Here is an 11,818-nt window from a genome sequence, read left to right as displayed (position 1 = left end):
GCGTGGCCGGATGCGACGGCGACGAATTGCGGGAACGCCGGTCAAGGTCACGGAGCTGGGCTTCGGCGGTGCGGCGATCGGCAACCTCTACCAGGCGGTGGACGACGACGATGCGCTGACGGCCGTCGACGCGGCGTGGGATCTCGGCATCCGATACTTCGACACCGCGCCGTTCTACGGCCTGGGGATGTCCGAGCGGCGACTGGGCCGCGCCCTGCGGGGTCGCCCCCGGGACGAGTTCGTGGTCTCGTCGAAGGTCGGCCGCCTGCTGGTGCCCAACCCGCGACCGGTCGGGCAGGGCGTGGACGTCTTCGACGTCTCCGACGAGGTACGTCCGGAGCGCGACTACAGCCGAGATGGCGTGCTGCGTTCGATCGAGGCGAGCCTGGAGCGCACCGGCCTGGACCGGCTGGACGTCGTGTTCGTCCACGATCCGGATGACCACTGGCCGCAGGCCGCCGACGAGGCGATGCCGGCCCTGGCAGAGCTACGTGACCAGGGCGTCATCGGGGCCATCGGCGCGGGGATGAACCAGTCGGCGATGCTCGCGCGCTTCCTGCGGGAGACGGCGGCGAACGTCGTCATGCTGGCGGGCCGCTACACGCTGCTGGAGCAGGACGCGCTGGACGACGTCCTGCCGGCGGCGGTCGAGCAGGGCAAGAGCGTCATCGCCGTGGGTGTCTTCAACTCCGGGTTGCTGGCCCGTGAGCGGCCCGGCCCGGACGCCAAGTACAACTACGCCGACGCCCCTCCGGACGTGGTGGCGAGGGCGGTGCGGATCGCCGAGGTCTGCGAGCAGCACGGCACGACCCTTCCGGCGGCGGCGGTCGCCTTTCCGTTCGGGCATCCCGCGGTGGTCAACGTGACTGTGGGCGTACGTACCCCGGACGAGGTCGCCCGCAACGTCGACCTGCACGCCCGCCCGGTCCCGGTCGGCCTGTGGGACCACCTCCGCGCCGAGGGGCTGCTGCGGGCCGACGCCCCGACACCCGCCAGCTGAGGCCCAACCGGGGAAAGCCGGCCGGTAGCGTGCCAGGGACCGGCGGACCCGGAACCGGTCGTACACATGTTCTATCCACAGGCTGTGGACGGCGGAGGGTTCGATGGGTTACCAGCTCAGCGCGGTGGTCGCGGACGTGGAGTTGCTCCGCGAGCAGACCGTCGAGCTGGATCACGCGGTCCTCGGCGGGCTGCGCCAGGACTTCGCGTTGCTGCCGGTCACCCCGCAACTGGTGGTGGAGCTGACCGGGTCGCTGCCGGACTATGCGGTGGACGACCGCAGCGCCGAGCAGCCGTTCGGGCTGGTGTTGTCGCCGCCGCTGGTCGAGGTGCTGGCCGGCTGGTCGCGGTCCGGGCCGGTGGCGTACCTGGAGGCGGAGTTCGGCGGTGGCGCCGGCCACCAGTCGGCGGTGGTGTGGCTCGGTGGCGGGCTGTCCTGGGGTCCGCGGTTCGACGACGTCTTCGACGGGCCGCGCGAGCAGTGGCCGATCAACTCGGCGCTGACCCGGCTCGGTGCGGAGCGGGGCACCTGGATCGACCCGTTCGCCGAACTGGGGCTACATCTGGAGCGGAACACCGCCGGTTGGTTGGCGCACGGACGCCGTCGACTCAGCGCCGACTACTGGGATGAGCTGGTCGAACAGTGGGAAAACCAGTAATCCGGCGCTGGGCAGCAACCTGAACGCTCCCGTCCCGTTGGGGACTGGGGGATTCCATGAAATTGCGACAATTTGCGTTCATTGCCACGCTCATGACGGCTGCCTCGATCGCGGGCAGCGGCGTACCGCCCACCGGGCCGGCCCCGGACGGTCGGCCCGCCGGCAGCGTGGAGATCATCGACCTGAACGGTCTGAACAACATCGAGTTCGGTGACACCGAGGACGAACTGACCCGCCGGGGCGTCCTGCGTACCGGCCTGGACACCTGCGGGCCAATGCTCGCCGGCCACGACACGGTCAGCCCGGTCTTCGCCGAGGACAAACTGGTGCTGCTCTGGGTCGGCGACCCGACGCGGACACCCGAGGGCATCGCCGCCGGCTCACCCGTCGACCAGGTCTGGGCCCGCTATCCGTCGGTTACCCGCCTGCGCGCTCCACAGGGGACGTTCCGGCTCGACGGGCTGCTCGCCCGCAGCGGCGACCGTGCGTACCTGTTCCTGCACGACGGGCGCACGGTCCGAAAAACCATCGCGGGGTACGCCGACTGGGCCCGCCGCCTCTTCGACGAGGGCGTCGGCCCCTGCTGACCCGCGCCGCCGCGACCGGGCGTGCCGAGCAACGGATCCCGGAACGGGCACTGCTCTTCCTGGCCTCCGAGCAGAGCAGCTTCATGACCGGCGGCGAGCTGTTCGTCGACGGCGGTGAGCAGCAGCTCTGACACGGAACGCCCGGCCGGTCCTCACGGACCGACCGGGCGTTCTCGCATCTCACTGGCGGTGGCGGCGGGATTTGAACCCGCGGAGGGCGTAAACCCTCACACGCTTTCGAGGCGTGCTCCTTAGGCCACTCGGACACGCCACCGCCGACGAGGCTACAGCACGGCTGGTTCGGACACCGAACCGGTATCGCCCGAGCCGGCCTGGCAGGATCTTTGCCATGAGTACGCACATCGGCGCGAAGCCGGGCGAGATCGCCGAGCGGGTCCTGATGCCGGGCGACCCGCTGCGGGCCAAGTGGATCGCAGAGACCTACCTCGAGGGCGCCACCTGCTACTCGACGGTTCGAGGCATGCTGGGCTTCACCGGCCGCTGGAACGGCGTCGAGGTTTCCGTCCAGGGCTCCGGCATGGGCATGCCGTCCGCCTCCATCTACGCCCACGAGCTGATCAACGAGTACGGCGTGAAGACGCTGATCCGGGTCGGCTCGTGCGGTGCCCTGAGCACCGACCTGCAACTGCGGGACGTGGTGGCCGCCATCGGGTCGTCCACCGACTCGAACATGAACCGGATGCGCTTCGACGGGCTGATCGACTACGCGCCGGTGGCCGACTTCGGGCTGCTGCGTACGTCGGTGGAGGTGGCCGAGCGGCGCGGCATCGCCATGCACGTCGGACCGATCCTGGCGGCGGACGCCTTCTACACGGACCGGCCGGACCTCTACGACACGCTCGCCGACTACGGCGTGCTGGCGGTGGAGATGGAGTCGGCGGCGCTCTACACGATCGCGGCCCGTTTCAAGGCTCGGGCGTTGACGGTGCTGACGGTCAGCGACCACATCAAGACCGGCGAGAAGACCACGTCGGAGGAGCGGGAGCAGACCTTCAGCCAGATGGTCGAGATCGCCCTCGACACGATCATCGCCTGACCCGCCGCAACAGCGGCGGCACCGCAAAGAGCGTGATGACTGTGTGGCATAAATATGCCGCACAGTCATCACGCTCTTTCGCATCAGGCCCGCCCCATCAGACGGCGGTCAGCGCCTCCGTCGGGGAGAGGCGGGGCGGCACGCACCGCCGGGTAGAGACCGGCGAAGCCGCCGATGACCGGAGTCGCGCAGCCCCGGCCGGCCGGCGGCCTGGCGGCCTGGTCGTCACGGTCACCCTGCCGCCGGTTTGACCGGCGGCCGGGGGTTCAGCGGAAGAAGGCGCGCAGGACGGCGGCGGTCTCGGCCTCCAGCACGCCGCCGTAGACCTCGGGGCGGTGGTTGAGCCGACGGTCACGCAGCACGTCCCACAGGGAGCCGGCCGCGCCGGTCTTGGGTTCCCACGCGCCGAACACGACCGTGGAGACCCGGGCCAGCACCAGGGCGCCCGCACACATGGTGCACGGTTCCAGGGTGACCACGAGGGTGCAGCCGTCCAGCCGCCACCGGCCGGCGCGTTCGGCACCTCGACGCAGGGCCAGCACCTCGGCGTGGGCGGTCGGGTCGCCGGTCAGTTCCCGCTCGTTGCGCCCGATGGCCAGCTCGGTGCCGTCCGGCCCGTAGAGCACCGCACCCACCGGGATGTCGTCGATCGCATCGCCGCCGATCGACGCGGCCGGGTCGCTGACGGCGACCTCCAGGGCCCGGCGCATCCACAGCTCGTGCCGCTGCCGTCGCCCGAGCTCACCCGGGTCGGTGAGCCCTTCGTGGGCGCCCGGTCCGGCGCGACCCACCGCGCCGGGTGTCGGCTGCCCCGGCCGGAGCGTCTCCAGCGACGGGTCGGTCGCGTCGGCCGGCTCAGACCTCACGCAGCTCCTCGACCTCGTCGACGCAGCCGAGCACCTCGCAGATCTCGGCGGTGACGTCCGCCGGGAGCATCCCCTCGTGCGTGCACAGGGTCAGCAGCTTCTGCGCGGAGATGCCCAGGTTGGCCAGCAGGTCGGCGTCGCCCACCGGGTCGGCCTCCGGGTCGACGACGGGCTGTTCGCTCTCGTCGTCGCCGCCGGCCGCCGGGCGGGGCTCCTCGTCGCCGTCGAGCCCGGTGACCGAGGTCTTCAGGTCACCGACCAGCAGCGAACCCAGCCGGGACTCCTCGGCGTACGCGGAGTCCGACCCGAACACCCGCAGGTCCTCGCCCTCGTCGAGGCGCAGGATCACCAGGTACGCGTCGTCGGCCTCGACGAAGAGCAACGAGACGTCGGCTTCCTGGTCGACGTCCCGCAGCCGGTCGGCAACCTCGTCGATGTCGGTGGCGCCACGCAGGCTGACCTCTGCGGCGGTCCAGCCACTGTCGTCGCGCACCACGGCCGCAGCGAAGTACGACACGGTCCCCCCAATAGCCCCTCGGCACAGCGCCGACTCGTTACGCGTGCACGTTAGCCGGTCGGGTCGGCAGGCGACCGGTCAACGCCCCGACCGGCCGGTCATTCCTGACAAACTCGGGTCAGCCGGCTACCCGACGGCGGGTGGCGATGAGCTGGCGCAGACGCTCGGTGCGCTGTCGCTGCGGCCGGCTGCGCTGGCGTACCGCCCGGGCTCCCGCCAGCTCGGCGAGCAACTGCAGGCGGCGGCGGCTGCGATCCGGGTCCTGCCGCGGGGTGGTCCAGGCCATAGTGCCGAGCGTGCCGAGTCTCGGCGGCCACGTCAAGACGGCGTTCGCTACGCAGCCAACCGGGCACACCGCGCAGTCAACGGCGGCTCTCGCGGGGTCGCCGCGGCACGGTCACCACAGCGGCCAGTCACCACTGGTGGCCCAGCGCACCGCCACCACGGCGGCGGCGATGCTCCAACCACCGGCGGTGACGATGGCCACGCCGGTGGCGACCCCGCGGTCGCCGTGGCGGACCAGCACCAGGGCGGTGATCCAGGCCAGCAGGCCGGCGATCACCGTCCACCACGCGTAGCTGGCCACGTCGGTGCCGAGCAGGCCGAACAGCAGCAGCCAGACGGCCGCCGCGCCACCGCCCGCGGCGACACCACCGCCGGTGACCGGGTGCGGTTCGCGGTAGGTGGGCTGGGTCGGCGGCCCGGCCGGAAAGAGCCCCGACGGGGTACGCGGCGCCGGCCGTGCGGCACCGGGATCCGGGACGGGGTCGGGTCGGGCGATGGTCACCGTCGCTGCCCTCCGTTACGCGCGCCGTTCGTTCCCACGGTACCGGCTCTGCCAGGATGACCCGATGCCCTCGCCGACGATCGGTCGCCGCGCGCGTCCGGCGTACCCCCTCCTGCTGTTGCTCGCCCCGGTGCTCGCCGCCGGTTGCGCGACCACCCGGCCCGGGGCGCCGCCGGCGGGCGCCGCGCCGACGCCGCCGGCGATCTGGTCGACCGGCGAGCAGCCGGCGGCGCCGGCGGCCACGCCGACGGGCGGCGGCCCGGCGCGCCCGGCACCGTCGTCCGCCACGCCGTCGGCGAGCGCACCCCGCGCCGGGCTGCGGCATGTCTTTCCGGTACGCGCCGGCAACGTCGACTACCACCCGACGCACGCGGCGTATCCGGCCACGGATCTCTTCGCCAACTGCGGTGAGCCGTTCGTCGCGGTGACCGACGGGACGGTGCTGGAGGTGAGTCGGGTCGACCGGTACTCCAAGCGGGGGCCGCAGGGCCCGGAGAACGGCGGCCTCTCGGTGTCCCTGCTCGGTGACGACGGGGTGCGCTACTACGGCTCGCACCTGAGTGTCGTGTCCACCGGCGTCGACGTCGGGGTGCGGGTCCGCGCCGGGCAGCAGCTCGGCAAGGTGGGCCGCACCGGCAACGCGAACAACGTCTGCCACGTGCACTTCGGCATCTCGCCGCCGTGCACCGGTAAGGACGGCTGGTGGATCCGGCGCGGAGTGCTCTGGCCGGCGCGCTACCTGGATTCGTGGCGGCGCGGCGGCAATCGGGAACCGGCCGCCGAGGTCACGGCGTGGCAGCGCAAACACGGCTGCCCGAAGGCTCCCTGACCGGTCCCGCAGCGACTAGGTTCGGTGGGATGAAGGCCCGGGATCCCATCGCCGACCTGCGCCGGATCGCGTTCCTGCTGGAACGGGCCAACGAGGCCACGTACCGGGTGCGGGCGTTCCGCTCGGCGGCGACCGCCTTGGCGGGCCTGCCGGCGGCCGAGGTGGCCGAGCGGGCCGGCAACGGCACGCTCACCAAACTGACTGGCGTCGGCGATGTGACGGCCCGGTGCGTGGCGGAGTCGCTGGCCGGTGAGGAACCGGTCTACCTGCGCCGGTTGGTGGCGACCGAGGGCAGCGACCTGGACGCCGAGGCCACGGCGCTGCGTGCCGCCCTGCGCGGTGACTGTCACACGCATTCGGACTGGTCCGACGGCGGTTCACCCATCGAGGAGATGGCGCTGGCCGCGGTGGAGTTGGGCCACGAGTACATGGTGTTGACCGACCATTCGCCGCGGTTGACGGTGGCGCGGGGGTTGACCGCGGCCCGCCTGCGCCGCCAGCTCGACCACGTGGCGCAGGTCAACGAGGCGCTGCCGGAGGGTTTCCGGATCCTCACCGGGATCGAGGTGGACATTCTCGCCGACGGCTCTCTCGACCAGGACGAGGAGTTGCTGGCCCGGCTGGACGTGGTGGTCGGCTCGGTGCACAGCGGTCTGAAGGACGACCGGGCGCGGATGACCCGGCGGATGCTGAGGGCGGTGGCCAACCCGCACCTGGACATCCTCGGGCACCCCACGGGTCGGATGGTGTCGTCCCGGCCGGCGGGGGTGACCGGTCCCGGCGACCGGGGGCACCGTGCCCGGACCCGCGCGGAGAGCGACTTCGACGCGGACGCGGTCTTCGCCGCCTGCGTGGAGCACGACACCGCCGTCGAGATCAACTCCCGGCCGGAGCGGCAGGATCCGCCGAAGCGGCTGATCCGGCGTGCTCTGGAGGCCGGCTGCCGGTTCGCGATCAACACCGACGCGCACGCGCCCGGTCAGCTCGACTGGCAGCGGTTCGGCTGCGAGCGGGCCGCTCTCTGCGGCGTCCCCGCCGATCGGGTGGTCAACACCTGGTCGGCGGAGCAGTTGGTGGAGTGGACGCACGCCGGGGCCTGACGTCCAGCGCGGCGGAGCCTGACGGCAGCGCGGCGGGCAGGCCGACGCCGGGCACCGGGCGGGGTCTCCGGCGGGCGAACACGCCCTGCGCGACCGCGACGCCCAGCAGCACGATGAGCGCGCCGACCGGCTGGTGCCAATTGAGCCGCTCGTCGAGCACCAGGGCCCCGATCAGCACCGCGAAGATCGGGATCAGGTACGTGACGGTGGAGGCGGTGCTCGCACCGGCCACCCGGATGTTGCGCATGTTGATGACGAAGGCGAGACCGGTGCCGAGCGCCCCGAGGGTCAGGACGCTGGCGACCACCTTCGGCGACAGCTCGGTGGGCAGCGGCGGCGCGCCCGCGATGAACGGGGTGACGATGGCCAACTGCGCGGCGGCGAGCAGCAGCTGCGCGGTGGAGAGCGACAGGCCGGAGTGCGCACTGCCGGCGACGAACCGCTTCTGGTACGGAATCGCGACGCCGTAGCAGGCAGCCGCGCCGAAGCACATCAACTGCCCGACGAAGTGTGCTCCGCCGAGGCCCTCCCAGACCCCGAGGACCACGAGCACCCCGAGGAAGCCCAGCCCGAGGCCGACGGCCCGGCGCGCGGTCAACCGCTCGGTGCGGAAGACCAGCACCGCCAGCGGCAGCACGATCAGCGGAGTCGTCGCGTTCCAGATGCCGGCCAGCATCGACTCGACCCGCTGCTCGCCGTAACCGAAGAGGGTGAACGGCACGGCCACGCCGAACGCGGCCACGACGGTCAGGTGCGCCCACACCCGGGGCTCGCGGGGCAGCCGGTCGCGTAGCACCGCGAGGACGACCAGCAGGGTCAGCGCGCCGGCGACGACCCGGTAGAGGGTGAGCTGAACCGGGTGCAGCTCGGCCACCCCGATCTTGATGAACAGAAAGCTGGATCCCCAGATGGCGGCGAGGGCGAGGAACCCCGGCAGCCAGGCACTCAGCGGCGCCTTGTCAGGAGCGGTATCGGTGGTCACCCCTGACACTCTGCCTCAGGCGTACGACAAAGTCGCGTGACTTTCACCCGTTGCACCTGCCGCCTGAACACGACAAACGTCATCGACACCGGGGCGGGGTGGTCACGTAGTGTCGCACCGTGGGACGAATTGATGAACTCGCCAACCGCTACGTGGCCGAGTGGGCGCCGTTGAGCCCCACCGGCGCGACCTATGTCGGCATCGCCGGCCACGACGACCAGCTCGACGACCTCTCACCCGAGGGTTACCGGGCACGCGCTGACCTGACCCGTCGGACCCTCGCCGAGCTTGAGGTGACCGAGCCGGACACCGAGGCGGAACGGATCGCCAAGGAGGCCATGCAGGAACGACTCGGCCTCGACCTGGCCCGCTACGACGCCGGTGAAGCCACCAGCGAGGTCAGCGTCATCACCAGCGGGCTGCACGAGATCCGCATGGTGTTCGACCTGATGCCGACCGCCACGGCCGACGCACAGGCCAACATCGCCGCCCGCCTGAACGGGCTGGCGGGCGCGCTGGAGGGCTACAAGACCACCCTGCGCGAGGCGCTCGCCGCCGGCCAGGTCAGCTCGAAGGTGCAGCTGGTCGAGGTGGCCAAGCAGTGCGACATCTGGACCGACCCGACCGGGGACAACTTCTTCCACGGGCTGGTCGAACGGCTGGGCGCGGAGGGCACCCTCGGCGCCGACCTGCGTCGGGGAGCGGCGGCGGCCACCGCGGCGACCGCCGAGTTCGGCCAGTTCCTGCGTACCGAGCTGGCCCCGAACGGCCGGGACAAGCAGGCCGCCGGACGGGAACGCTACGAGCTGGCCTCGCAGTACTTCCTCGGCGCGAAGGTCGACCTGGACGAGACGTACGCCTGGGGCTTCGCCGAGCTGGCCCGCCTGGAGGCGGAGATGCGGGTCGTCGCCGGGCGGATCGCCGGCTCCGGTGCCACGGTCGACGAGGCGGTGGCCAAGCTGGACGCGGACCCGGCGCGGACCATCCAGGGCAAGGAGGCGTTCCGCGACTGGATGCAGGCCCTCGCCGACAAGGCGATCGCCGAGCTGCACGGCACCCACTTCGACATCCCCGAAGAGGTACGCCGCATCGAGTGCTGCCTCGCGCCGACCAGCGACGGCGCCATCTACTACACGGGGCCGAGCGAGGACTTCTCCCGCCCGGGCCGGATGTGGTGGGCGGTGCCGCAGGGCATCACCGACTTCTCCACCTGGCGGGAGGTGACCACCGTCTACCACGAGGGCGTGCCCGGTCACCACCTTCAGGTGGCGCAGACCGCCGTCCGGGCCGACCTGCTCAACCGCTGGCAGCGTCTGCTGTGCTGGGTTTCCGGGCACGGCGAGGGCTGGGCGCTCTACTCGGAGCGGCTGATGGACGAGCTGGGCTACCTGGAGGATCCGGGCGACAAGCTGGGCATGCTCGACGGCCAGGCCATGCGTGCCGCGCGGGTGATCGTCGACATCGGCATGCACCTGGAGCTGGAGATCCCGAAGGACAATCCGTTCGGCTTCCACCCCGGCGAGCGGTGGACGCCCGAGCTGGGCTGGGAGTTCATGCGGGCGCACTGCCGGGTGCCGGACGAGAACCTGCGCTTCGAGCTGAACCGCTACCTGGGCTGGCCGGGGCAGGCGCCGTCGTACAAGGTCGGTGAGCGGATCTGGCTCCAGGCCCGCGAGGACGCGAAGGCCCGCAAGGGCGCGGACTTCGACCTGCGGGAGTTCCACCGGCAGGCGTTGGACCTGGGAGCGTTGGGCCTCGACCCGCTGCGCCGGGCGCTGGCCCGGCTCTGAGCCGTCGACGGCTCCGGTTGCCGGCGGTACGACCAGCCGTGGGCAGCCGGAGCCGTTCGCTCAGGCGAGGCTCAGCGCCAGCGCCGGCCGGGCGGTCAGCGTGTTGCTGGTGACGAACGCCAGATCGATGACCGGGTCGGTGAACGTGATCGGGATGGGTGAGGTGACCGGGATGCCGTTGGGCAACGGCAGGTCCGGAGTCAGAGTGATCTTGATGCCGAACAGCCGGCCGACGAACCGGGTGGCGTAGAAGGCCACGTCGCCGCTGACGGTCAGCCGGTCGGTCGCGTATCGCTGGCTGCGCCCCTGCGGGCCGTCGGCGCGCAGGAGGAAGTCCTCGGTCACCGCCTCCCGCATGCTGAACTTCAGCACCTCGAGGTCGCCCTTCACCGTGTGCAGTTCGGTGATCCCCTCGAACCGCAGCCCGGTCATCTTCACCGAGGATCCGGTGAGCTTGGACGGTGTCTGCGCGACCGTCGGCAGGGCCGGGTCGGCGGCGATGCGCGGCAGCGGTTTGCCCGGCTCGACCGTGCCCGGCTTGTCGGACTTCCCCGGCCCGCCCGGCTTGCCCGGCCTGCCCGGGGGCAACGACGGGCAGGTGACCGACTCGGGTCGGGTCGTCGGCGTGCCACTCGGCTGGGCGGTCGGGCTCGCCGACGGCGTCGCGCTGGGCGTACGGCGCCCCCCGGTGAGCAGATCACCGATCCCGTCCAGGATGTCGGTGATGACGTTGCCACCGCGCGTCGGGCTCGGCGTCGGTGTCGGCGTGGCCGCGCTGCGGCTGGGCGACGGGGTGACGGTCCGGGACGGGGTGGCGCAGGCGGTGGCGGATGGGCGGCTCGGCGCGGCCTGCACCGCTCCGGGTTGGACGGCCAGACCAGCGGCGGCGAGGCCGAGCACCACCAGGGTGATGCCGAACGACCGCGGATCAGCCGCACGCCCCGGCCACTCGGGCGGCGCGCTCGCGTCGGCCGGCACCGCCCGCTCGGAAGCGGGACCGGCCTGCTCGGGACCGGCCTGCTCGGGACCGGCCTGCTCGGGACCGGCCTGCTCGGGACCGGCCTGCTCGGGGACGGACTGCCCGGGGACGGACTGCCCGGGGACGGACTGCCCGGGGACGGACTGCCCGGGGACGGACTGCCCGGGGACGGACTGCTCGGCGGTCTCTGCTTCGGCCGCAGCCGACGGGGCCGGGCTGGTCGGCGTCCAGGCGAAGGCGAGCGCGCTGCCGACGATGCCGAGCAACAGGCCGACGAAGAAGCCGCCGAGGTTGAGGCCGATCAGTGAGTAGACCGCGGTGACCGCCGCGACGACCGAGTAGAACAGCCGCTGCGCCGGGGTGAACCAGAGCAGCAGGCCGCAGGTCACCAGGATGACCGGGATCAGCAGGGAGAGCAGACCGCTGGCTCCGCTGTGGAAGCTCAGGCCGTTGAGCGTCATCCGGGTGGAGGCGAACATCTCCACCCCGGCCAGGGCGGTGAGCAGACCACCGGCGAACGGCCGGCTCCGCTGCCAGCGGCGGAAGCTCCGCCATGCCTGAGCCGGACGGCCGGGCCGGGCGTGGGACGGGTTCGCGGTTGTCACGTACTCCTCCTGGCGGAGCGGGGACGGGGACCGGGGCAGGCCCGCGGTGGTCGACCACCGC

At 72.1% G+C, this 11,818-nt stretch carries 13 protein-coding genes and 1 tRNA gene; 7 read left to right on the top strand and 7 right to left on the bottom strand.

Annotation, left to right across the window (positions count from 1 at the left end; genetic code table 11):
• Window positions 1–10: 10 nt before the first annotated feature.
• The 3 genes from O7620_RS26775 to O7620_RS26765 all read left to right on the top strand — a co-directional run bounded on the left by O7620_RS26775 (window position 11) and on the right by O7620_RS26765 (window position 2,245).
• Window positions 11–1,000 (top strand): aldo/keto reductase, encoded by a 990-nt coding sequence (locus O7620_RS26775; protein WP_278125868.1) that lies wholly within the window; start codon window positions 11–13, stop codon window positions 998–1,000.
• A gap of 103 nt (window positions 1,001–1,103) precedes the next feature.
• The gene (locus O7620_RS26770; RefSeq protein ID WP_151491020.1) at window positions 1,104–1,658 is read left to right on the top strand and encodes a hypothetical protein; all 555 of its coding nucleotides are present in this window, start codon (window positions 1,104–1,106) and stop codon (window positions 1,656–1,658) included.
• A 92-nt stretch (window positions 1,659–1,750) separates the two neighbouring features.
• On the top strand, window positions 1,751–2,245 hold the full coding sequence (locus tag O7620_RS26765; RefSeq protein WP_192580352.1) for a hypothetical protein: 495 nt from the start codon (window positions 1,751–1,753) through the stop codon (window positions 2,243–2,245).
• 184 nt (window positions 2,246–2,429) lie between these two features.
• On the opposite strand, the gene O7620_RS26760 is transcribed toward O7620_RS26765, so the two are convergent.
• Window positions 2,430–2,519: transfer RNA gene (locus tag O7620_RS26760), tRNA-Ser, on the bottom strand.
• A gap of 75 nt (window positions 2,520–2,594) precedes the next feature.
• On the opposite strand from O7620_RS26760, the gene deoD reads away from it, so the two are divergent.
• Window positions 2,595–3,302, top strand: coding sequence for a purine-nucleoside phosphorylase (gene deoD, locus O7620_RS26755; RefSeq protein ID WP_151491018.1), 708 nt, complete (start codon window positions 2,595–2,597; stop codon window positions 3,300–3,302).
• Between the two features lie 266 nt (window positions 3,303–3,568).
• Here deoD and O7620_RS26750 read toward each other — a convergent pair whose 3' ends face one another.
• The 4 genes from O7620_RS26750 to O7620_RS26735 form a co-directional block, all read right to left on the bottom strand.
• Complete coding sequence (locus O7620_RS26750) at window positions 3,569–4,012, bottom strand: nucleoside deaminase (RefSeq protein WP_278127161.1); 444 nt, start codon at window positions 4,010–4,012, stop codon at window positions 3,569–3,571.
• Between the two features lie 145 nt (window positions 4,013–4,157).
• Window positions 4,158–4,685 carry a tRNA adenosine deaminase-associated protein gene (locus O7620_RS26745; protein ID WP_151491017.1) on the bottom strand — a complete coding sequence of 176 codons (528 nt, stop codon included), beginning with the start codon at window positions 4,683–4,685 and terminating at the stop codon, window positions 4,158–4,160.
• 118 nt (window positions 4,686–4,803) lie between these two features.
• Window positions 4,804–4,971 carry a hypothetical protein gene (locus O7620_RS26740; protein ID WP_167454701.1) on the bottom strand — a complete coding sequence of 56 codons (168 nt, stop codon included), beginning with the start codon at window positions 4,969–4,971 and terminating at the stop codon, window positions 4,804–4,806.
• Between the two features lie 111 nt (window positions 4,972–5,082).
• On the bottom strand, window positions 5,083–5,472 hold the full coding sequence (locus O7620_RS26735; protein ID WP_278125866.1) for a hypothetical protein: 390 nt from the start codon (window positions 5,470–5,472) through the stop codon (window positions 5,083–5,085).
• Window positions 5,473–5,536: 64 nt separating this feature from the next.
• Between O7620_RS26735 and O7620_RS26730 the strand changes: the two genes are divergently transcribed.
• Window positions 5,537–6,301 carry a M23 family metallopeptidase gene (locus O7620_RS26730; RefSeq protein WP_278125865.1) on the top strand — a complete coding sequence of 255 codons (765 nt, stop codon included), beginning with the start codon at window positions 5,537–5,539 and terminating at the stop codon, window positions 6,299–6,301.
• A gap of 29 nt (window positions 6,302–6,330) precedes the next feature.
• Window positions 6,331–7,401, top strand: a complete 1,071-nt coding sequence (locus tag O7620_RS26725) for a PHP domain-containing protein (RefSeq protein ID WP_278125863.1) — start codon at window positions 6,331–6,333, stop codon at window positions 7,399–7,401.
• On the opposite strand, the gene O7620_RS26720 is transcribed toward O7620_RS26725, so the two are convergent.
• Window positions 7,349–8,383: a DMT family transporter gene (locus tag O7620_RS26720; RefSeq protein ID WP_278125862.1), complete on the bottom strand. Its 1,035-nt coding sequence runs from the start codon at window positions 8,381–8,383 to the stop codon at window positions 7,349–7,351. The two genes, O7620_RS26725 and O7620_RS26720, sit on opposite strands and share 53 nt — an antisense overlap.
• A 119-nt stretch (window positions 8,384–8,502) precedes the next feature.
• Between O7620_RS26720 and O7620_RS26715 the strand changes: the two genes are divergently transcribed.
• On the top strand, window positions 8,503–10,173 hold the full coding sequence (locus O7620_RS26715) for a DUF885 domain-containing protein (protein ID WP_151491013.1): 1,671 nt from the start codon (window positions 8,503–8,505) through the stop codon (window positions 10,171–10,173).
• 60 nt (window positions 10,174–10,233) lie between these two features.
• On the opposite strand, the gene O7620_RS26710 is transcribed toward O7620_RS26715, so the two are convergent.
• On the bottom strand, window positions 10,234–11,757 hold the full coding sequence (locus tag O7620_RS26710; protein WP_278125861.1) for a DUF6114 domain-containing protein: 1,524 nt from the start codon (window positions 11,755–11,757) through the stop codon (window positions 10,234–10,236).
• Between the last annotated feature and the right edge of the window lie 61 nt (window positions 11,758–11,818).

The sequence above is a fragment of the Micromonospora sp. WMMD710 genome (genome assembly GCF_029626045.1).
In the GTDB taxonomy this organism is placed as follows: Bacteria; Actinomycetota; Actinomycetes; order Mycobacteriales; family Micromonosporaceae; genus Micromonospora.
This window is presented reverse-complemented; position numbering and strand designations above follow the sequence as displayed.